This window comes from Paenibacillus sp. J22P143, from assembly GCF_059692035.1.
Genome location: NZ_JCAUAQ010000019.1, coordinates 16,366 through 38,528 on the forward strand (window position 1 = coordinate 16,366; position 22,163 = coordinate 38,528).

Here is a 22,163-nt window from a genome sequence, read left to right on the forward strand (position 1 = left end):
CTTGTGACCCATCTTAATAATAAGATTAAGTGATGGTGGATTTCACAAAGGAGGGACTCAATTGCAGTTATTTCATTTCTGGTATATTTTATTTTTTAGCGCATTACTTGCGGCAGGAACGATAGGAGTAGCGTGGTTTGTATATCATAAGCGGAAAAAAAGGGCTCGTTAAAACACTTTTGATAGATTTAGGATGGATAGATACCCGGTGGAGCAGGATAAAGCTCAATCGGGTTTTATTTGTTCATAGACCAATTCGTCTACAGTAAAAGGAAATATGAAGCTTTTCACGAATACCATTTAGGGTGTCGAATTGCCTATCATGTGAATACGGAGGACAAATGAAACGCTTTAGGAAACTATATAAAAATAAAATGGTCTGGGCGTTGCTTATTCTGATTGGATTTATCTACGTGAATAACACATCGTTACTTGCCAAGGAACGAAGTCAGGATCCGTTTCTAATGGCACATCGCGGGCTCGCACAAACATTTCACACTGAAAATCTGAAAAACGATACGTGCACAGCTGAACGTATTTTTGAACCAGAGCATCCCTATCTGGAGAATACGATCCCTTCGATGCAAGCAGCTTTTGACGCTGGTGCGGATGAGGTTGAGTTTGATATCCACGTAACCAAAGATGATCAATTTGCTGTCTTTCACGATTGGACGCTCGACTGTCGGACGAATGTCAAAGGCCAGTCTAAAGATTACACGATGGCTGAGTTGAAAAAGGTAGATATTGGTTACGGCTATACGGCCGACAATGGAAAATCATACCCTTTTCGAGGCAAAGGGGTCGGATTAATGCCTTCGTTAACGGAAGTATTCGCACAGTTTTCAGACAAAATGTTCCTCATACATATTAAAACGGATGATCCCCATGAAGGGGACCTGCTGGTTGATATCTTGACAAAGTTATCGCCAGAGCGTAGAAGCCAATTGACGATTTATGGCGGGAACGTACCTGTTGCCATTGTGAAGGAAAAGCTGCCTGAGATGCGCATCATTTCTGTAGATACGATGAAAAGCTGCCTACTTCCGTACCTTGCCTATGGTTGGACAGGTGTTACGCCTGCTGCATGCGAACATATACAAATTCATATTCCTGAGAAATTGGCACCATTGCTGTGGGGATGGCCGAACAAGTTTTTAAACCGAATGGATAAAGTGGACACAAGAGTTATCGTGGTTGGTGGCAATGGCACGGAGTTTTCAACGGGGTTTGATACACTTGAGGATTTGGAGCGACTTCCGTCAAACTATTCAGGAGGAATTTGGACAAATCGGATTGATCGCATTGCACCATTCTATAAGGAGAAGCAGCGCTAAGTGAAATTGGACTGCAGTGGTATTCGATTTTTGTTCACCTTCTCCAACACCAAAAAGGGCGTCCCAAGCCAAAAATGGCGAGGGGCACCCTTTTTTCAATTTCCCAAAATAAAAGTAAACTGAAGATTGTGGAAAAATGCAAAAGTGCATCCTTTTTTTTGGAATTAACCTCTTGATCTAAAATGCTTGCAAAAGTGCAACTAGTATAGCCAGCACACATCATTTTGGCACTTTTTAGGGCCAAAAGGTTGCACTTTCACACTAATTTATCTATTTTATGATCTTTTCCCAGAAAATAAGTGTACTTTAGCATCTTTGACATTTCTCATGCACGCTTTCTTAGCATAACCTTACTTATAAAAAGAAGACTGAAACGGTGTGATTGCGGCAATGACCGCATCCCGAAAAATATCACGCCGCGTAATTCTTCCGTCGGTAAACAATCCATAAGCGCCTTCTTGGTGATTGCTCCCAACCGTATTGCTCAATTCATCAATTATATGTCGCAGCTCGATTCCGCCTAGCTTCAATTTCTCTCCAATTACATTGGGGATTGGTAAATAAAGCCCTTTACCGACGAAAAGCTGCATCCCGTCCCAAGCAGCACAAACAGAGAAAAGATACCATTGCTTCGTATGGATCTCGTCATAGGTAAGCCCGCCTTCAAGGCCAAGTCCAATGTCTGCTTCGGGCTCAGCTTCAAGTGCATTTTTCGCCCGATTGATGGCCCCAATGATGGTTTCATCTTCTGTCATTGGCTGATCAGAAACACCAGAAGGGACAGAATGACATATCGGTTCTACCCCAGCAGCCAGCACCACAGCAGCTCGTTTCGCTTGATTGTGCGTGCCTAACGCAATTCTTACCTCTTTTTCAAACATATCTAACAACTCCCTACAAACCAAATGCGGCTAAAATTGATAATTTAGCATTAGTATAACATGTTTTCAATTCTGGGATGGTAACGGATGAATATGCTTTTTCTAAAGCTTTTTCAAAAATTACAAAACATTTCCAGTCTCGGTTGCGTCAAACATATAGTTGGAATGTCTAGGGGGAACAAGGGATGAAATTATTGATTCGTGGTTTCTTCGTATTGTTGAGTGTTATTTTACTTACTTCATGCTCAGGTGAGAAATACGACGTGGATAAAGCGACTGAAAAAGGAGACGTCATTAATATCCATGGCAGAATTATCAATCTGGATCGTTTCAATCAATTTCTGAATAATGTTGAAGGTCACGTCGAAAGTAAGATCCGCATAACGCAAATGACCATTGAAGGGGATCCAGTTCATTATGATTTTGCATTCAAAAAAGATAAGATCTCCTATACCTATGATAATTCAGGGGACAGTCATGGTGACAACCAACATTTAAAAACAGAATGTACACGTATCGTTTCAGAGAAAATAGAAAAAGGTGTTTCCTATAAGCTGGATGGTTGTACAGATGCGTCGATTGGGCAATCTTTTAACTTCGTGGTAGCGGGTAGCGGGGGATAGATATTTTGTTGATTATCAGTTTTACAGGGAGTGATTTTTTGCCATTTACATTTGCTCATCCATTGTATTCATTTCCGATAAAATTTATTAAACCCCGATATTTTAGCTTATTGGGTCTTATTCTTGGGAGTATGTCGCCTGATTTTGAGTATTTTATTGCTCTTGAGCCATATCAAAGTATAGGACACACATTTAAGGGGTTACTACTACAATCAATTCCTATATGTATTGTCATGTTACTCCTACTACAGATCATTATGAAGGTAATTACGATTCATCTTCCTTCGTTTTTACATATCGATGTCAAGGCTTATTGTTCGTTTAGACACTTTGACCTACGAAATAGTAAGAATTGGATCGTTTTCTTAATGTCTGTAGTCATTGGATTCTATAGTCATGTATTTGTCGATTCGTTCACGCATAAATCAGGTTATTTTGTTATGAATTTTACTGTTTTACAGAATTTATATGTTTCAGTTCCATTGTACAAGTTACTACAACATCTACTTTCGATCATTGGTATCTTGGTACAGATGCTGCTACTCCTATTTTTAATAATCAAAAGCCCATATACGAAAAGACCTTTTAGAAGAGTTGATATGAAAAGCAAGATCATTTATTGGGTAGTCGTACTTTTAATTACAAATGTCGTGGTAATCACCAAGGTGGTTTTAACGACAAGTACAAATGTTTTAGGGATATTGGTTGTCTCTCCCATATCAGGATTCATACTTGGGCTAATTGTTTCAAGTCTTATTTTTCGAAAGAGAGTAGTTTTAAAATAGAAGGGAGTCGAATGGGATGAGATTGTATACAGACCCTAGAGGCGATGCGTACGAGCAGGTCATTGATTTGGCGATTCGGAATTCAGAATGTTTTGTGCTCGGGGAGAAAATTGCGGTTGCTGAGGTACGGGGCCAATACGCAAGCGTATTGGAATCGTTGGAACCTTACCTGGTAAAGACAATAGTAATCCAAAGCAATGATATCGATGAAATTAGACGAGTTAGCAATATCTATCGCAGTCATGCCTTTTATTCCTCGGGAACCTATTATTTATATAGATGCTGTGAAGAAAGCGGGAACGTCTTAAAGCAAATGGCAAACCGTCTGTCAGATTGGATTTATCCTAAAGTGCCGGAAGACTTGTGTTTCTTGAAAGCAGGTGGCGGAGACTACCTTTACTCGGTTGTGCATGAACATATGTATGGTATGGACGTAACTGAGGAAGAAGCAATCGAACTGATGGATCGAATTACAGGGCTATTTTTGGAATTAAAGGCTCACCGTGACCTGGATCGTCTGCTAGATGATGCCATTAAGCATAAAACTGACTGGCTAAATATAAGTGGACATAGGCTGACAGAGCTGCCTGAGAGAGTCCGGGAACTGACAGAGCTGCGTGATCTTGAAATTTTTGAACAGGATCTTTATCGTCTACCTGAAGGGTTGTTCGAGTTAATCAAGCTTGAACGCTTGAAAATCCTGACAGCTGATTTGGAGAGTATTCCCGCATCCATAGCTAATCTGAAGAACTTGAGATTACTTAGTATCCAATGTGCGAGTTCGGATCGGCCGACTCCTGGTTATCGGTTCAAGCCGAAGGAAGAGATCAGCTTAAACCGCATCCCACCGGAGATTGGAGAGTTGGAACAACTAGAGCAACTTACGATTCAATACACCTCGATCCATGAGCTACCGATTGAGCTAGAGAAGCTGAAGAATTTACGATTCCTGGACTTAGGCGTATGTATGATCAATCGGAAGCCTGATTTCCTCTATGCTATGAAGGAACTGAAATACGTTTATCTGTCACAAGATTCGTTATGAAAATCCCAAAAAATAGGACTTAACACTTTGTGTTATTGGAATTAAAGCAGATGCGATAAGATATAACGACGATAAGTATCTCAAACAAGCAGAAGAAGTACAAAAAAGAATCGATAAATTGAAAAAAGGAAAAGAAGAATACCAAAAAAATGAGAAGACCGTAAATCAACTCCGTAAAGAACTCGATATTCCTGTAAATTAATTTCAAAAGTTTATTTAGTAGAGTCGACAAAGTCGACTCTTTTTTGAGTATGGTTCCTGCATACCGACATTTGAGTACTGAGAAGATTGTTTCCGCTTACATAAAGCAACTGGAAGATTTTGAGCCATGTTTTCGCAGATTTCACATGTTACAATCGTTTAGATCCATATTGGATCAAAAACTTAGAAGGCCGAAGCTTTTTTGAAGCACGGGGGACCCAATCTTTGGGGTGAAGCCGCGATCCGCGGCCGGGTGATTACTCTTTGATCCGAATCCGACAGCTAACCTCGCAGGCCGCAAAAAGGAGAGGTTTATTTTGAATCGTTACAAAAAGCTAGTAGTTACAGGTGCACTAGGTTTGAGCGTCCTTATGGGGGCGAACGCGGCATTTGCTGCAACAGGAGCTCATACGGTAGCAGGCAATGATACCATGTGGTTGATCTCCAAGAAGTATGGTGTAAGCCTATCTTCGCTTATCAAGGCAAACCCTCAAGTTGCCAATCCGAACGTAATTTGGTCGGGAATGAAACTCAATATTCCTGGAAGCACGAGCTCAAATGTTGCTACCAAACCATCGGTTACGCCTGCGCCAACGCAATCTACTTTTGCTAGCCAAGTGGTTAACATTGTTAACCAGGAACGAGCTAAGGCTGGACTGAAGCCTTTAACCAGTAATAGCGCGCTTACCGCGATGGCGCTAGATAAAGCGAAGGATATGTACAACAACGGTTATTTCGATCATACATCGCCGACGTACGGTTCTCCTTTTGATATGATGCGCTCCTACGGAATTAACTATTCCTACGCGGGTGAAAACATCGCGAAGGGTCAACAAACACCACAAGCCGTCATTACAGCATGGATGAACAGCGCGGGACATCGTCAGAACATTTTAAGTCCTAATTACACGCAAATAGGCGTGGGTTATTATAATGGTGAGTGGGTTCAAGAATTTATCGCTAACTAATAAATGCCACATAGTAAATAATATTATTAAATACAATTAAGCGTCTGTAGAGTCTTTACAGGCGTTTTTGTGTTGTGTGCTTGTACTATTAGCTCATTAGTTATGGGTTTGACCATTCGCAAAATTTACCACACATATTGCAACACTTTCCTAACAACTCCCTGTTAGTATTTCAGGTAGCAGAACACGTATTTAAATTCGTCACTACAAGTCTTTTAGGAAGTGATGCCCACAACGGGTAGAGATGTACATGGCGATTTGCGAAACAAATTATATCAGATCACACAACAATAGGAGGATTTACAAGTGAAGAATAGCACAAAGAAGATTCTTTCGGCAACACTGGTGGCAATGATAGCCACCACAGCTTTATCTGCTAGTGCATTTGCTAGAGACGTAGAGGCGGATCGGGCGTGGTTGGAATTTATCAATCGAAATGTAACTGGCACTTTTGGAGAGACATGGAATGTTAAGCCAGTTGTTCCAGAAGTAAAGCCTGTCAGCAATGAAGTTGATATCTTCCTGGAAGGATATGAGCTTCCCGCAACGGGAGTGATTGATAATGGTTCAACTCTTGTGCCAATGAGAGTTATCTTCGAAGCAATTGGATACGGCGTGGCTTGGAATGACACAACGAAAACAGTTACAGGCACAGGATCGGATGGAACTAAAATTTCTCTAACGATTGGCAGCACAAATGCTACTGTTAAAGGGGTAAAAAAGTCGTTACCTGTAGCACCAAAAATAATCGATGGCAACACAATGATTCCTGTACGCTTTGTGTCGGAGAACTCAGGATATGATGTTAAATGGGATGGAACAATGCGCAGAGTTAATATCACAGCCGCCAATGTGTGGTCTGATAGAGAAAACATGAACTCCGTCATTTCATACACGGACACAAATGGAAAAACTCTGAAAATGACGAAAGCACAGTGGGATGATTATTTTTCCGACTTTGAAGGTTCAGACGTTCCTCAAGAATTATACGGAAAATTCTTTATAGACTGGTGGGCATCATTCGAGGAAGAAGTTGTATATTTTCATGATGTAGCTAGTGATAAATGATTCATATACAAAGCTTCAACATAAGTCAATCTTTAGACTCACGGTATTAGTACAATTGACCACCCTACAAAACTGTTGCGGTTTATTTTTTTGTCGGAAATTAACATGATATGACCGAACGGGACATGTTATTTCAATCAATAATATCTATCCAAGTCACAGGACACCTAATTCAAAGGTGTTCTTTTTGTTAACCGCTGATACTCCGAGCATAGTTAGCCAATGTGTACTTGTGCTACACATTGTTCAATAGAATTGCTGCTTACAAGACATTTGAGGTGTCTGGAGATGATACACATAAATAGGTGCAAAGACTCACACCACAAAAGTACAATTCATCCTTAGATAATATCCTCCGTCTATCGTAATGGTATCTTCTGAGTAGTCCTGCAAAATACCTGTTTCCTCAACTTCTCCAGCAACGCTCACTTCTTCTGTCAAGGATTGAAAATAGATGCAGTTATCAAAATCAGCGTCAGTCCATATAACTTTCTAACTCATATGGATTTATTTGTAAAAAAATTGTTTTGAATTTCAGGAGTGGAAGTTGTGATGCATGGGAATGGAAGAAATAAGTCCTATGAAAAATAGGCGTTACGTAATAGTATGGATTAAACTGAAATGTATCGATCAAATATTTAGGAATTATGTAAAACTATGAAGAGTAAGGGGAGAAAAGAATGAATAGAACAAAGTTTTCAATGTTATGCCTGATCATCATGTTGTGTTCAGTAATTATGCCATTCAGGGTGTTGGGTGAATCGAATGAGCCATCAGTTACACCTTATTTTACCAAGGTTGCCGCTGGTTCAAGACATACGGTTGCTCTTAAAAACGATGGTACTGTTTGGACTTGGGGATCGAATCTATATGGTCAACTTGGTGATGGGACAATAAGAGATGATAAAAGTAGTCTTGTGAAAGTAAAGGGAATAAGTGGTATTGTCGATATTTCTTCGGGTGGAGAAACCACGTATGCATTAAAAAATGATGGAACAGTATGGGCATGGGGTTCAGATGCATATGGACAACTTGGTGATGGAACACCAGTTGAAGATGGAGTATTACTTAGTAGATTGGTTCCTGTTAATGTACAAGGTTTGACAGATGTTATTTCTATAGCCAATGGGGGACTTGCTTTAAAAAAAGATGGTACAGTATGGGCGTGGGGATACAATCGTGATGGTGAGCTTGGTGATGGAACTAAGATTAATAGAGTAACCCCAGTAAAAGTCTTTGGGCTTAACGATGTAGTTTCAATATCAAAAGGAGCTTTACACTCCCTAGCATTAAAAAAAGATGGTACAGTTTGGGCTTGGGGTCAAAATTATAGCGGACAATTGGGTGATGGTACTACAATAGATAGTATTACCCCAGTGCAAGTGCAAAATCTTGTGGGAGTAACACAGATTGAAAGTGGAAGTTCACATAATATTGCTCTTAAAAATGATGGTACAGTCTACGCATGGGGATTCAATAATAAGGGACAATTGGGTGATGGTACAACAAATTACTATAGTTTACTCCCAAAACAGATCACAGGTCTTATTGATATTGCAAAAATAGCTTCTGGAGAATTTCATAACTTAGCCGTTAATATAAATGGAGAAGTTTGGGCTTGGGGGGTGAACTTTCTAGAGAATGATGGTGGAGGAATGCTTGGGGATAGTACAAATCTTGACCAGCGAGTTCCAGTAAAGGTTTTAGGTCTTTCTGAAGTAAAAGATGTAGCGGCAGGTTATTCTCATAGTGTTGCATTAAAGCAAGATGGGACTATTTGGTCTTGGGGTTCAAATTTATATGGACAACTTGGAAATGGGATTTCTGTAAAGGATATTAATTTAAAAGTTCCAACACATATACAAGGTCTAACTGATGTAAAGATGATAGCTGGGGGAGTTCAACATACTGCGGTTTTAAAGAAGGACGGAACGGTCTGGGGTTTCGGGAATAACAATGCCCATCAACTAGGTGATGGGACTCGAAATGATAGCACAATACCAATACAGGTATTAGGCTTAGATTCAATTAATAGTATCGTTGCTACTGAAACTCATACTCTAGCATTGAAAGATGATGGCACTGTTTGGATTTGGGGAACAACTTATAGCCTTCAGCCTGACGAGCAGACAATAATATATCAAAAACCAACTCAGATTGATGATCTTGCTGGTATTACTAATATTAGTGCAAATGGTAGGCAATTTTTTGCATTAAAAAATGACGGCACCGTTTGGGCTTGGGGAACGAACTATAAAGGTCAGCTTGGGGATGGTTCAAATGTTTATAGAAATTCCCCAGTTCAAGTGCATGGGCTATCAGATATCGTTAGTGTAAAAAGTGGTTTTAATCATACCATTGCATTAAAAAAAGATGGTACGGTTTGGGCATGTGGTGAAAATTTTAATGGACAATTAGGTGATGGCACATCTAAAGATAAGAATACTCCAATTCAAGTATTAGGTTTAGATAGAATATCATCAATCTCAAGTGGAGGATATCACAATCTTGCCTTAAAAGAGGATGGAACTGTTTGGGTATGGGGAGGTTTAGGTGGAAATGTTGTTAGCATAGCAAGACAACTTCCAGGAATAATGGGGGCAAAAGCTGTAGAAGCTGGCTATCAACACTCCCTAATATTAAAATCCGATGGGACTGTTTGGGCAAGTGGGAATAATCAAAGTGGACAACTTGGCGATGGTACAACTACAAATAAATATGCTTGGGTTCAGGTAGCAGGATTAATTGGTGTAAGCTCAATATTCAGTGGACGAGATTATAATTTTGCTTTAAAAGAAGATGGAACTATTTGGGCATGGGGAACAAATTATTATGGTCAGTTAGGTAATGGGGAATCATGGTTAAGTATAAATAAAAATATTCCTATCAAGTCAATCACTCAACAGGAAGCAAAGTTAAAAGATATTCATATCTCACAAGGTGATTTACAACCAGTATATTCACCAAATAATACTCAATATTCAGTACAAGTTAATAATTCTGTTACAAGTGTATCGGTTAGAGCGAATGTCTATAACTTAGAAGACACGATTCTAGTAAATGGAATTGAACAAAATGCTAATCAAGATAGTATGCCAATAGATGTGAATGTTGGATCTAATATTATTATCATTGATGTAATAACTCAAGATGGTAATAGTAAAAGATATAATATTGATTTCCAGAAAGAAAACACATCTTATCTAACATCTATACTATTTGAATCAAATTTGTATACATTAAAGCTGGGTGAAACATTTGAAACTCTAGTAAAAGTAACTTATGCAGATGGTAGTGAAGATGAGGTAACAAAGTATTCCAGTTTTTCATCAGAAAATGAGATGGTCGCTTCAATTAATTCTTTAGGTGAAATTACAGCTGTTGGAGTTGGAGATACAGTTATCACAGCTACATATAATAATTACAGTTCAACTGCTAATGTTTCAGTAAGACCAGTTAAAACATTAACGCATATCGAAGCTAACTCAAAAGTAAATAACATTTACGTTGGGGATAAAGTAACTCCAACTGTTCTTGCTACTTTCTCTGATAATTCGACTGAAGATGTAACATCGCAGATGCATTGGGCTGTCGAGGATACGAATCTTCTAACGGTAAATAACGGTGTATTTACAACAATAAAGCAAGGCGTCACACATGCAAATGGAGTTTATGCTGGGATCTATGGGGCTAAGATGACTACACTTACCTTTAACATCTCATCTGTACCAATTAATAGTGGTGGCGGTGGATATACGCCTACAGTTACAACACCAGAGATTAAACCAGAAACAAAACCAGTGGTAAGTCACTTTGTTTCTAGCGTAGTAAACGAAACCCAACTTGTTTCCAGACTTACTAGGTTGGTTCAATCAAATCACTCAACACCAGTCATCTACCCAGATACTACTAATCACTGGGCTAACCACACTATCGAGATTTTCACTAATATGAGTGTAGTTAATGGTTATGCTGATGGCTCTGTTCGTCCAGATAGCAGCATCACTCGTGCAGAGTTCGCTACTGTTATCGCTAAGTTGTTTGGTCTAGAATCAAATACTGCTTCTACGTTCGGAGATTCTAAAGATCACTGGGCAACAAATGCTATTGCAGCTTTAGCTAGTGTTAGCATTATCCAAGGATATGAAGATGGATCATTTAAACCGAACAAAGAAATTACTCGTGCCGAGATTATTGCAATCATTTCCAATATTATCTCATTGAAAGCTGAAACAACTACTAAGACCTTTACAGATATTGACAGTGCTTGGAATAAAGATCAAATTATTCAAGCTGCAAACCTAGGAATTATCAGTGGTCAATCTGAAGGTAGCTTTGCTCCTAATAAGCAATCAACTCGTGCAGAAGCTTTAACAATTCTTCTGAATACTCTAAAGTTGAACGATCAGCTTATAAATATCCTTAAGTAATAGAAAGGCAGCCTTCCATTTGGGAGGCTGTTTTTGTTCATAAAAATGCAGGGATATTTTGTTATAAATTGTATAATAGAAATATGTAATAAACAGAAGATTTATAAATTGAACTTGGAGATGACATGATGTCTGATTTATTGAAAGAAAACTATCCGAAACAAATAGGTGGATGGTTACTGCTTTATGTAATTACCTTGATGTTCAGTACAGCATTGTATGGCTTGGGATCAATTACAGTAATTAGACAATTTTCTAGTAGTGTAATTGATGGAAGTTTGTTACAAACAATCATTTCTATTGGAACAATTATTAAATTACTTTTATCAGGTTTAATTTTATTGCTAGTCGTATCAAAGCAAAAGTACACGCCAAAGATCATGATTAGCTTTGAAGCATTTTGTATTTTGATAAGAATGGTCGCTATTGGAGATGTGTTTTTCAGGTATCATATATTACCAAATTCATATTACTTATCCATTTTTATTGGAATAGTTAGTTTGGTTTGGATTTTGTATTTTCTGAGATCTAAGAGAGTTAAAGATACTTTTGTGAATTAAGCATATAAGCTGATTTTATTGAACCAAGAGGTGCATAAAGTGATAAAAATTTTCACGGAAATCGAAATTGCAGCTAAGATTGATGTTTGCTTTGACATGGCAAGAAATATAGATATACATACGCAGACCGTGTGGCCTCATACCAAGGAAAGAGCGATTGCTGGGACAACTACTGGCATGATATCAGGAGGGGAAACGGTCACTTTTGAAGCGAGGCACTTCTTAATTAGGCAAAAACATACGTCGCTCATTTCGAATTATGTTCGGCCCTATCGTTTTGTAGATGAAATGTTAAAAGGTACTTTCAAAAGTATGAGACACGAACATGAGTTTATTGATTTAGGGAAAAGCACCTTGATGAAAGATACGTTATGTTTCGAGGCTCCATTGGGTTGGATCGGCTGGATGGTTGAACGAGTTGTTTTGAAGAATTATATGAAGAGATTTTTGAATTATAGGAATAAACAATTGAAGAATCTTATTGAAAAAGTTAGATAAAAGGAGCTAAATGAAATGACTAATGTGACCACTCGTTTGATTCAGAAGGATGAATGGGGTGAGCTTTTAAAATTGTATAAGCATTTACATGAGCATGATCCTGATCTTATTTTTGATAATAAGCTTGAGGAATTATGGAATGAAATTTTGAATGATACATATATGAAAATCATTGTTGTAAGCAAAGATGGAATGATCGTATCTTCGGTCGTGTTGACGATTATTAAAAATTTAACTAGAAGCGCAAGACCATATGGACTTATAGAAAACGTGGTAACACATGCACAATACAGAAACAATGGGTTTGCTAGAATGGCATTAGATAAAGCTATTGAAATTGCTATGGATTATAACTGTTATAAGGTCATGTTGATGACAGGGTCAAAGAGAGAAGAAATTCATCGATTTTATGAGAAAAGCGGATTTAGCAAAGGTTTGAAAACAGGATTCATACGTAAATTAGAATAATTTAAGGGAGTCAATAGAGTAAATGAACTTGCAATTTAGATTGGCCTAGCAAAAACGGAGGTATCTATTTGAAATTCTACATCGCATCTAGTTTCAAAAATATAGACAATTTTATCGCTATTATTATCTACTTGTTGAAAACATACTTAAACAAACAGGAAATCTGTATTTAGATGAGTTATTAATCTCAGCATCTTTAAGCTTTGATACCTACTGTTCTACCATAGCAGGAATCTCAACCGAACTGGATTTTGCTGCGTACATCACGGAAATTCGTAAAAGGAAAGAAATTTCACAAGATGAAATGATGTTAAAGGTCTATGATCTGGGGATCGATATTTTTACTAGTTTCAAGGAGAAGCAAAATAAATTAAATGATGTTAGAAGTGAAAGAATCGTCATTGAAAAAATCAATATTTTCACGAAGTTAAACATATATCTTAAAAAGCATTTTAAGTGGTAGAGGGGATCCTACAATTGAATAAACGATTAAAAATATTCATAATCAGTTTTGCGATCTTCATTATTGCTGTGGTAACAGTTAAACTTGTTGTTGCTTTCGGTGGAGACTTCGTGGTTAGCCATAATGTGTCGACGTTTACAAGTAAGTCCAAAGTAAATGGAAACACTAAACTCAGTATTGGTAGTTTAAAAGGTACGTATGAGATTGAAAATTTTAATATAAAAGCCGCTGGGAAGATCAGTATTCCTTATGAATCAACGGTTGAAACAGGGACAGTAACTCTCCAAGTCATAAAATCGAATATGGTTATGTGGGAGAAAGTTATTTCACCTTCAACTAGTGGTCTCATTGAATTTGAAGGGGTTGAAGGAAAGTACTCGATATCACTTCTCACCGAAGAGGCAAAGAAAATAAATGTGAAACTCAATTTAAAATAGGTTCCCGTATGTAGCCAAAAAAGGAAGCCAAGACGTGTCTCCACGTCCCAGGCTTCCTTTTTTCATGTAAACCTCGCCTCAAACCTCATCTAATATCTTTGAGTATAGGACAGGAGGAGGTTGAAAAACTTATGCTATCTTCAGCCATACCCAACCTATTTTACCAAGATAGATGTCTGTAGGCGGTGGGGGATAAATTCGTCCATCTTTTGAATTGTTTGCTAAATTGCGACAAATCCTTATAACCCAGCTGTTCCGCGATATGCTCGATCGAAAGGGTCGGGTCCATTAGCATTAGTTTGGCTTGGCGGAGTTTGATTGTACTTAAATAATGACGTGGCGAGACCCCGTAAGCTTTGTGAAAAACACGATTACAGTGCGCGGGAGTATAACCGAGCTGCTTCGCTATGAGCGTAATTCGAAAAGGATCCTCCCCCTTCATCGTCGTTGAAGCTTGATGCTCAATCAGCGTTGCCAACTTCGCGGCTAAACCAGAATCCCCATTAAACTGGGTAGAAGCCACAGCTTCGTCTAGTAAGACCTCGCTTAACGCGGTGAAAATACGAAATGAAGCATGCATCGTCTGCAGCTTCAGACTCAGTCCACTGGAGGCATTTTCTCTGGCAATTTGCGCAAGATCCATAAGAATGGGACGAAGTAAGCTTTCCATTTTGCTGCCAGACGGGTGAACAATCTGCCCAATTTGACTTAATTGCTGACGAAACCAAGGATCGGTTACCTCCAGATGCACACACACATACTCCATCATACTGTCATCGACTGCTCCCAAGCTAGCATGCACTTCATTCGGAAGTATCCAAACCAAGTCCCCCTGCTTCTGTACAAAATGCTTCTCGCCAACTCGCATACGTTGGGAACCGTCTACGACGAGATTCAGCTCAAACATCGGATGTTGATGCTCTGGAAATGACCATTGTGCGTTAACCTTGCGAAGATGCGCAGCAAAAATTCGAAAAGATGTCTGAATATCGGGCAGCATGCCGCCATGTACGACATTTTCGAGACCATTGGGTAATGATTCTTGTTGAAAGACTTTCATGTAGAAGGCTCCTTTGAAGAGGTGATGATCGATTCGTTACGATTACTATCTCATCTAAATAGGGTAGAAATCAAATGTTTCTTTTGTCCAAATGAAAGATCGTATTGCCCATGGGTTCAAGGTTTTGATCATTGTATAATAAGGGCAAATGACCGAGAGGAGCATCCTGTTATGAAGAATCAATTTTTCAACGCACACCATTCGCCCGTTGGCGCATTTGCAAGCTTTACACTTGGATTTCCAGGCAAAAGCGGAGGCTTCGATTTAGAACAAGCACGTCCGCCTAAGCAAAATATATATATTGGACTCGAATCCATCCAAGGCGGCACTTATGACGCATTGCCTTTCTTCGAGCAGGTGAATGAAGACGAAAGCCTTCGCTACGATATCGAGAATCCAGATCCGAAGCCGAAAAAGAAGAAGCTATTGTTTCCTTTTGCACAAGAAGAGATTCGTAGAGATTTCAAAGTCAGCACCGATACGTGGAAAGCTGGCGATTTGGAATTTAGTCTCATTTCACCGGCACAGTCGGTTCCAGATCCAACAACAGCAAGTGATGAGGAGCTTCGTTTAGCTCTCGTCCCAGCCGTTCTTGCTACCATTACCGTTGATAATTCCAAAGGCACGTCTTCTAGAAGAGTTTTCTTCGGGTATCAAGGGACAGATCCGTACAGTGCTATGCGCAGGTTGGATGATACGATGGAAGGCGCCGCGGGAGTGGGACAAGGTCGGATTACGGCGATTGTTTCCCGAGATCCTGAAGTGCGTTCAGGGATGTATTTCAGTATCGAAGATATTTTGAAGATGAAGATTGCCCAAAACTTGACATTCGGCCTTGGTACGGTTGGTGCCTTGTTCGCAGATACGCCTGCGGGTCAGAAGCGTACGTATCAGTTCGCTATATGCTTTCATCGTTCTGGCATCGTTACCGCGGGTCGTGATGCATCTTATACGTACGCACGTTTATTCAAAAATATTGAAGCGGTTGCTGATTACGCTTTGGGCAATTTCGATAAGCTTGCTGCGCTTGCTCAAAGCTCAGACATTAAAATAGAGAACTCTCGCTTGTCGGCTGATCAGAAATTCATGCTTGCGCATGCCATCCGCAGCTACAATGGTAACACGCAGCTTCTGGATATGGATGATGAGCCATTCTGGATCGTCAATGAAGGCGAATATCGGATGATGAACACGTTCGATTTGACGGTTGATCAGTTATTTTATGAGTTGGCTGTGAATCCATGGACGGTACGTAATGAGTTGGATATGTTCGTAAAACGCTATAGCTATGAAGATAAGGTTTGCTTCCCTGGCGACACTACGGAAAACTCGGGAGGTATCTCCTTTACGCATGATATGGGGGTTGCTAACACCCTTTCTCGCCCAAGTTATTCCGCTTATGAGCTTTACGGTTTGGACGATTGCTTCTCGCATATGACACATGAGCAATTAGTGAATTGGACATTATGCGGAGCAACCTATGTGGCGCATACCGATGATCAAGCATGGCTTCAAGCGAATCTCTCGATTTTTGACAAATGTTTAACGAGCATGATCAATCGTGATCATCCGAATCCGGAGCTGCGTAATGGTTTAATGTCACTGGACAGCACGCGCACCATGGGTGGAGCGGAAATCACAACCTATGACAGCTTAGACGTCTCCCTCGGACAATCACGCAACAATATTTATATGGCGGGTAAATGTTGGGCGGCTTATGTGGCCATGGAAACCATTTTTGCTCAAAATGGCAGAGAAGATCTGGCTCTTATTTCAAGCGAGCAAGCTATGAAGTGCGCCCAAACCGTGACGTCATTCGTCACCGAAGAAGGTTACATTCCTGCCGTTGTCGGGGAAGGCAATGATTCCAAAATCATTCCCGCGATTGAAGGACTGGTATTCCCTTATTTCACAGGCAATAAGTCTGCGCTTGACGTAAATGGTCGTTACGGCTTTTATATCGAAGCATTGAAGAAACACCTGGATGTCGTGCTTGTCGAAGGCATATGCCTATTCGAGGATGGCGGTTGGAAGCTTTCCTCAACAAGTAATAACTCCTGGTTAAGCAAAATTTATTTGTGCCAATTCGTAGCACGTGAAATCCTTGGATTGGCTTGGGATGAAACGGGAGCTGCAGCGGATGCAGCCCATGTTGTTTGGTTGACGCACCCGACCCTGTCGATCTGGAGCTGGAGTGATCAAATCATTTCAGGCGAGATCACGGGAAGCAAGTATTACCCGCGTGGTGTAACGAGCATTTTATGGCTGCAAGAAACGAAGTAATCACATGTGAGCAATCGAAGCTAATCGCTTTGGTTGCTTTTTTGTTGGTACTATTTGTAAAATGGAGAAGAAGAGCTTCGTTCGACTGGAGGAAGATTGAACGTATGACGAAAAAGGAAATCTCAGCCGGCGGTGTCGTTTACCGTAAAATAGACCACGATGTTCAAATTTTGCTTATTGTGGATCGTTATCGGAAACTCGCTTTTGCAAAAGGTCGAATGGAAGAAGGAGAGACAATTGAGCATGCCGCTCTTCGAGAAATCAAAGAAGAAACCAACATTGTGGGTAAAATCATACAACCTCTTATCATCAATTATTATCAATTCGAACATTTGGAGTTTGGGCATGTAGAGAAAGAAACGCATTATTTTTTAGTCGAGGCAGTTAGTGGAGATCTCAAAGCTCAAACGGAGGAAATCCGAGGTGTCCAGTGGCACGACGCGGCTGAAGCTTGGACATTACACAATCTGAATGGGTATGAGAATAATCGTGTTATTTTGAAAATGGCGCTAGAAATCTTAGGATTTCTAGGCGAGGAGAGCGAGTTAAAGGTATAATGAAAGCGTATGAATTTACTTGGTATAAGCGATAATTGATGTGTACAATGGTTTTGACGACAACTAGGAGGGGAAACATTTGAACCCAAAAAACGAATTACCGCAGCTTCTTTTTGAGGATCAGCTTGCTTTTGAAAAGTGGCTTGCGCTTCATCATAGCACTTCACCTGGCATTCGCATGCAAATCGCGAAGAAAGGCGCTCGAATCACTTCAGTTTCGTACGATCAGGCGCTTGAGAGCGCATTGTGTTACGGGTGGATTGATAGTCAGAAAGAAAAAGCGGACGAGCAGTCATATCTCCAACGATTTACGCCTCGCGGTGTCAGAAGCATTTGGTCCAAAGTGAATAAAGAGAAAGCTGAATTACTGATTGCAAGTGGGAGAATGAAGCCGTCTGGCTTGAAGGCGATTGAAGCAGCTAAGAAAAACGGGCAGTGGGAGAATGCCTATGAACCGCAAAGTAATGCAACCATCCCAGACGATTTTGCTTTGGAATTAGAGAAAAGCAGCGAGGCCAAGGCCTTCTACGATACGCTGGATCGGCAAAATAAATATGCCATCACATTCCGGATTCATACTGCGAAGAAGCAAGAGACACGCGTGAAGCGGATTCAGGAATTTATTTTGATGCTTGAAAATGGGGAAAAGATTTATCCATAAATTCGAGTGTAGCTTAATTCGGGAGTGGTTAAAACGAAATTATTATTCATCTGTAGTAAAAACAAATGGAGAAGTTTAACGGCTGAGAAAATATTTGATAAACGTAATGATTACGTGGTGAAATCAGCGGGCACCGAAGAAGGCGCAAGAATTCGCGTGACTGACGGCCATATTGGATGGGCAGATCTTATCTTTGTGATGGAAAAGAAGCATTTGCGAAGATTAAAAGATAAATTTCAAACGGAAATCGCTAGCAAGCAGATCATAATTCTGGATATTCCTGATGATTATCAATTCATGGATGAAGAATTAATTGAAATTCTGGAAGCGAGAGTATCTGAGCATATTGAGATTTAGTTTAGGACTGAGAGGATAACGAACATCATGACGAAAAAGCTATATTATGAATCCGCCTATCTGAAAGAATGGCAAACAACGTTCAGCCAAAAGCTCGAACGAGAAGATGGCATCTATGTCCTCTTGGAGGAGACTTCGTTTTACCCGCATGGGGGTGGACAGCCCTGTGATGCAGGTGAAATCAACGGAATTCCTGTCCTGGACGTTCTTCTGGAGGAGGACGAAGTTCTACACAAGCTGGAACGTATGCCAGAAGGAACGAGTGCGAATTGCAAAATCGACTGGCAACTCCGATTCGACCATATGCAGCAGCATAGCGGACAGCATCTGCTTTCGGCTGTGTGCCGAGATCTGTATGAGGCTAATACGGTGAGCTTTCATCTCGGGACAGATTACTGTACGATCGATGTGGAGACGCTTGATTTTGAGCCGACTAAATTGGCGGTTATTGAGACTGAGGTGAACCGTAAGATTTACGAGAATCGTGCGATTAGCAGTTATTTCGTAACCGCTGAAGAGCTATCGAAGCTGCCACTTGTCAAACAGCCAAAGGTGACGAAGAACATTCGTATCGTTGAGATGGCTGGCGTGGAGTATAACGCATGCGGAGGTACACATGTCTCGTCAACGGGTGAAATCGGGATGATTAAGCTTTTGAAAACGGAAAAACAGAAGGGAAATACACGAATTTATTTCCTGTGCGGTTTCCGAGCACTCGCTGAATTTAATGATAATGTCCGAATTCTTGGGGTGTTGTCTGGCAAATTTAATACAGGTAAAGATGAAATCATGGACCGTATTGAGAAATGGGAGCAAGAGCACAAGAAGGTTCAGGCGGAGTTAGCTGAGCTGAAAGAAAAGCTTGATGTGTATTTGGCGCAGGAGCTTTTAGCGGAAAGTAAAGAAGTCGTAGCGCACAAGTTCGAGGATAGATCGCTGAAGGATATGCAGGGTTTAGCGACAAAGTTAACTTCGATGACGGATTTGCCGATCCTGTTCGTGACTACTTCCGAGAACAAAGTTGTATTTGCTCATAATGGGAATTACTCGCATGCTTGTGGAGCATTTTTCAAAGCCCATTTGGGAAGCTTCAATGGCAAAGGCGGCGGCAGCGATAAAATGGCTCAAGCTGGCTTCCCTAGTGGAGAGGATGCTTTGGCATTTTATACATTTGCGGAAGAGCAGATTAAAGGGAAGTAAGAATAAAAAAGGAGGACTGATCTTCGAGGTTATATAATCTTGAGGGTTGGTCTTTTTTAGGGCTAGGAGACTTGAGCCAATAAATGAAGTTGTTTACTATATTTAAGGAAACTTTTAGCAACTGTTGGACACTTGAAGAAAGAGGCACATAACAAATGAAAAGAAGATTATTAGCATTTTTGATTGATCATTTAATAGGAACATTGATAATAGGCGTAGTATTTTTTGCAGTAAACTGGGATTCTATTATTTATCCAACAGATTCTAATTACATGAAGCCATTTGAAACTTTTAATAAGATATTAGCTGTTGGGATGATTTATTATGTACTAAAGGACATTTATAAGGGAAGAAGTATAGGAAAGATTGTGTTGAAATTAGCTGTAAGGGACAAAGATAACGCAAGTATTACACCTGGTATACATCGTTTACTAATAAGGAATATAACCATTGTTTTATGGCCAATTGAGGCATTACTTCTTTTCCTCACACAAAGAAGGTTTGGGGATATATTAGCAAGAACACAAGTGAAACAAATTAATTAGCTACTAGTCTATTGTTCCTATCTAAGTACTCAATATCGTTCAGAATAAAATCAAGGATTGAATGTGAGGTGGCTAGCTTGGCCAATAATTGTGATGATACTACAAGTAATCATGAATTGGCAGATGTCTTTCCAATTGCTGTTCAGGCAATAAAGAGTGGTGATGTGGAGAAACTCATGTACCTGCTGACTGAATATCCCGATTTAGCAAACGTACGCTCGTTACAAGGGAGGACTTTGCTGAATCACTTATGTGATTGGCCGGGGAATTTTCCAAGAGAGATTGAAACTGGGAGCGTATTGATTGGTGCGGGTGCTGACATTAATGCCCGAGCCATTGATCCTGCAAAGGGAGAGACACCCTTACAATGGGCAGTAAGTTCGAATGACGTCGCCATGGCAGAGTTTCTGATTGATTCAGGTGCCTCTGTAAATGGCTTACATAATGATTTCCGACCATTAGCACAAGCTTTATTCTACGGGTGTAAAGATGTTGCCGAGATGTTAGTCATTCGAGGAGCGACTGTAACCCTAGAGTTCGCTGCGGGACTGGGCCGGATCGATTTGATGCAGGAATACTTTCTTAGTGATGGTCAATTAATCCCCAACGCAAGTGCACACACGCAACCGATTAACCATGCAATTCAATCGGAGATTGACAAGGACGAATTGTTAGAGCAAGCGATGGTCTATGCCGTGATCAACGGTAAAGTTGAGAGTGTCGCTTACCTTCTCGAACGCGGAGCTAAGATACATGCAATGCCTACTGGGTTTCATTTCCTCGGAACACTCTTACATTGGGCTGCTGCATGCGACTCCACGGCCATTGTAGAAATGTTCGTGCACCATGGCGCTGACATACATAGGAAAACTCCAAAAGATAATAAAACGCCGCTTGATATTGCTATAGGTTGGAAGCGACATGAGAATGTTCAATTACTTATGAGTTTGGGAGCTACGCATTAAACACGTTTCTATTTTACTGGACTTTTTGGCGGATGGCTTTGCTTCGCAAAATGAGTAAGCTCGCGCTATTGTCGGCATGAATTCAACCGATAAATGGCGCGAGCCTCTACATGTTCCTATGTCCTTGTTGTCTATCCTGACGGTAAAGGTACTACCAATTCATTAACTCGTTGACCCGTTTCTTGATTGATTTCAAACAAAATCACATGAAGCTTTTCATTAGGTGTTGTGGTGGTGGTGTCTAGTTGAATTTCGAAAGTTCCCCACCCAGGACCTCCTTGACTTGCCGTGACGAAAGCTTTTTTCAAATCAGTTTGTCCATTTGAAAGCACATAATTTACTGTTCCTTCATAAACGCTTGCTTCGCCTTTTATAACATATTGATTCGGTGCGATCTTCTTAATGCTTACATCACGAAAGACCTTGTTGCCATAAACTTTTTCCATGACGAATTCATTTTGCTGATCAACCTTAGGTTGCGCGGCTTGAACTACACCGCTACCTATCAAACAAAAAACAACGATCAAGCTTGCTGCATGAAATATTTTTTTCATCTATCCACCTCCTACGAGAGATTATCTTCATCAGGGTTTGCAAATTGTTATTTTTATGGCTACGTTAATTTTTCCGAGATTTCACAGAATTATACAGTCGTAAGTTCTTCACAAGCCGTTTAATACAACACTAGCTTGATCTATACGAGCGGTTTATTCTTTCCACAAGAATAAGTCCTTGCTCGGCAGCTACAACGGTATTACTTTACGATATATTCGC

At 40.2% G+C, this 22,163-nt stretch carries 21 protein-coding genes and 1 riboswitch; of the genes, 18 read left to right on the forward strand and 3 right to left on the reverse strand.

Annotated features, from left to right (window positions below):
* The first annotated feature begins 341 nt into the window (after positions 1–341).
* Entirely contained in the window at positions 342–1,334 is a 993-nt protein-coding gene (locus AC58PQ_RS21380) for a glycerophosphodiester phosphodiesterase family protein (RefSeq protein WP_497245079.1), read from the forward strand.
* 350 nt (positions 1,335–1,684) lie between these two features.
* On the opposite strand, the gene AC58PQ_RS21385 is transcribed toward AC58PQ_RS21380, so the two are convergent.
* Complete coding sequence (locus AC58PQ_RS21385; RefSeq protein WP_497245081.1) at positions 1,685–2,215, reverse strand: DUF84 family protein; 531 nt, start codon at positions 2,213–2,215, stop codon at positions 1,685–1,687.
* Positions 2,216–2,400: 185 nt separating this feature from the next.
* Here AC58PQ_RS21385 and AC58PQ_RS21390 point away from each other — a divergent pair, with 185 nt between their 5' ends.
* The 10 genes from AC58PQ_RS21390 to AC58PQ_RS21435 all read left to right on the forward strand — a co-directional run bounded on the left by AC58PQ_RS21390 (position 2,401) and on the right by AC58PQ_RS21435 (position 13,761).
* Positions 2,401–2,838 carry a DUF4362 domain-containing protein gene (locus tag AC58PQ_RS21390; RefSeq protein WP_497245083.1) on the forward strand — a complete coding sequence of 146 codons (438 nt, stop codon included), beginning with the start codon at positions 2,401–2,403 and terminating at the stop codon, positions 2,836–2,838.
* Between the two features lie 38 nt (positions 2,839–2,876).
* On the forward strand, positions 2,877–3,623 hold the full coding sequence (locus tag AC58PQ_RS21395; protein WP_497245263.1) for a DUF4184 family protein: 747 nt from the start codon (positions 2,877–2,879) through the stop codon (positions 3,621–3,623).
* A gap of 16 nt (positions 3,624–3,639) precedes the next feature.
* Positions 3,640–4,668, forward strand: coding sequence for a leucine-rich repeat domain-containing protein (locus AC58PQ_RS21400; protein ID WP_497245085.1), 1,029 nt, complete (start codon positions 3,640–3,642; stop codon positions 4,666–4,668).
* A gap of 380 nt (positions 4,669–5,048) precedes the next feature.
* Positions 5,049–5,181, forward strand: a riboswitch (cyclic di-AMP (ydaO/yuaA leader).
* Positions 5,182–5,186: 5 nt separating this feature from the next.
* The gene (locus AC58PQ_RS21405) at positions 5,187–5,837 is read left to right on the forward strand and encodes a CAP domain-containing protein (protein ID WP_497245087.1); all 651 of its coding nucleotides are present in this window, start codon (positions 5,187–5,189) and stop codon (positions 5,835–5,837) included.
* 306 nt (positions 5,838–6,143) lie between these two features.
* On the forward strand, positions 6,144–6,905 hold the full coding sequence (locus AC58PQ_RS21410; protein ID WP_497245089.1) for a copper amine oxidase N-terminal domain-containing protein: 762 nt from the start codon (positions 6,144–6,146) through the stop codon (positions 6,903–6,905).
* 680 nt (positions 6,906–7,585) lie between these two features.
* On the forward strand, positions 7,586–11,335 hold the full coding sequence (locus tag AC58PQ_RS21415) for an RCC1 domain-containing protein (RefSeq protein ID WP_497245091.1): 3,750 nt from the start codon (positions 7,586–7,588) through the stop codon (positions 11,333–11,335).
* Between the two features lie 128 nt (positions 11,336–11,463).
* Positions 11,464–11,895, forward strand: coding sequence for a DUF2569 family protein (locus AC58PQ_RS21420; RefSeq protein ID WP_497245093.1), 432 nt, complete (start codon positions 11,464–11,466; stop codon positions 11,893–11,895).
* A gap of 39 nt (positions 11,896–11,934) precedes the next feature.
* The gene (locus AC58PQ_RS21425) at positions 11,935–12,393 is read left to right on the forward strand and encodes an SRPBCC family protein (RefSeq protein ID WP_497245095.1); all 459 of its coding nucleotides are present in this window, start codon (positions 11,935–11,937) and stop codon (positions 12,391–12,393) included.
* Between the two features lie 15 nt (positions 12,394–12,408).
* Positions 12,409–12,861 carry a GNAT family N-acetyltransferase gene (locus AC58PQ_RS21430; protein ID WP_497245097.1) on the forward strand — a complete coding sequence of 151 codons (453 nt, stop codon included), beginning with the start codon at positions 12,409–12,411 and terminating at the stop codon, positions 12,859–12,861.
* Positions 12,862–13,338: 477 nt separating this feature from the next.
* Positions 13,339–13,761, forward strand: coding sequence for a hypothetical protein (locus AC58PQ_RS21435; RefSeq protein ID WP_497245099.1), 423 nt, complete (start codon positions 13,339–13,341; stop codon positions 13,759–13,761).
* Between the two features lie 160 nt (positions 13,762–13,921).
* On the opposite strand, the gene AC58PQ_RS21440 is transcribed toward AC58PQ_RS21435, so the two are convergent.
* On the reverse strand, positions 13,922–14,821 hold the full coding sequence (locus AC58PQ_RS21440; RefSeq protein ID WP_497245101.1) for a helix-turn-helix transcriptional regulator: 900 nt from the start codon (positions 14,819–14,821) through the stop codon (positions 13,922–13,924).
* Between the two features lie 171 nt (positions 14,822–14,992).
* Between AC58PQ_RS21440 and AC58PQ_RS21445 the strand changes: the two genes are divergently transcribed.
* The 7 genes from AC58PQ_RS21445 to AC58PQ_RS21475 all read left to right on the forward strand — a co-directional run bounded on the left by AC58PQ_RS21445 (position 14,993) and on the right by AC58PQ_RS21475 (position 21,389).
* Positions 14,993–17,104, forward strand: coding sequence for a glycoside hydrolase family 52 protein (locus tag AC58PQ_RS21445; RefSeq protein ID WP_497245103.1), 2,112 nt, complete (start codon positions 14,993–14,995; stop codon positions 17,102–17,104).
* A gap of 104 nt (positions 17,105–17,208) precedes the next feature.
* On the forward strand, positions 17,209–17,661 hold the full coding sequence (locus AC58PQ_RS21450; protein WP_497245105.1) for an NUDIX hydrolase: 453 nt from the start codon (positions 17,209–17,211) through the stop codon (positions 17,659–17,661).
* Between the two features lie 79 nt (positions 17,662–17,740).
* Positions 17,741–18,322 (forward strand): YdeI/OmpD-associated family protein, encoded by a 582-nt coding sequence (locus AC58PQ_RS21455; RefSeq protein WP_497245107.1) that lies wholly within the window; start codon positions 17,741–17,743, stop codon positions 18,320–18,322.
* Between the two features lie 24 nt (positions 18,323–18,346).
* The gene (locus tag AC58PQ_RS21460; RefSeq protein WP_497245109.1) at positions 18,347–18,679 is read left to right on the forward strand and encodes a low molecular weight protein tyrosine phosphatase family protein; all 333 of its coding nucleotides are present in this window, start codon (positions 18,347–18,349) and stop codon (positions 18,677–18,679) included.
* Between the two features lie 27 nt (positions 18,680–18,706).
* Positions 18,707–19,879, forward strand: coding sequence for an alanyl-tRNA editing protein (locus AC58PQ_RS21465; protein WP_497245111.1), 1,173 nt, complete (start codon positions 18,707–18,709; stop codon positions 19,877–19,879).
* A 155-nt stretch (positions 19,880–20,034) separates the two neighbouring features.
* Positions 20,035–20,424 carry an RDD family protein gene (locus tag AC58PQ_RS21470; protein WP_497245113.1) on the forward strand — a complete coding sequence of 130 codons (390 nt, stop codon included), beginning with the start codon at positions 20,035–20,037 and terminating at the stop codon, positions 20,422–20,424.
* A gap of 77 nt (positions 20,425–20,501) precedes the next feature.
* Positions 20,502–21,389, forward strand: a complete 888-nt coding sequence (locus AC58PQ_RS21475) for an ankyrin repeat domain-containing protein (RefSeq protein WP_497245115.1) — start codon at positions 20,502–20,504, stop codon at positions 21,387–21,389.
* A 131-nt stretch (positions 21,390–21,520) separates the two neighbouring features.
* On the opposite strand, the gene AC58PQ_RS21480 is transcribed toward AC58PQ_RS21475, so the two are convergent.
* Positions 21,521–21,943 (reverse strand): Gmad2 immunoglobulin-like domain-containing protein, encoded by a 423-nt coding sequence (locus AC58PQ_RS21480; RefSeq protein WP_497245117.1) that lies wholly within the window; start codon positions 21,941–21,943, stop codon positions 21,521–21,523.
* Positions 21,944–22,163 lie beyond the last annotated feature (220 nt).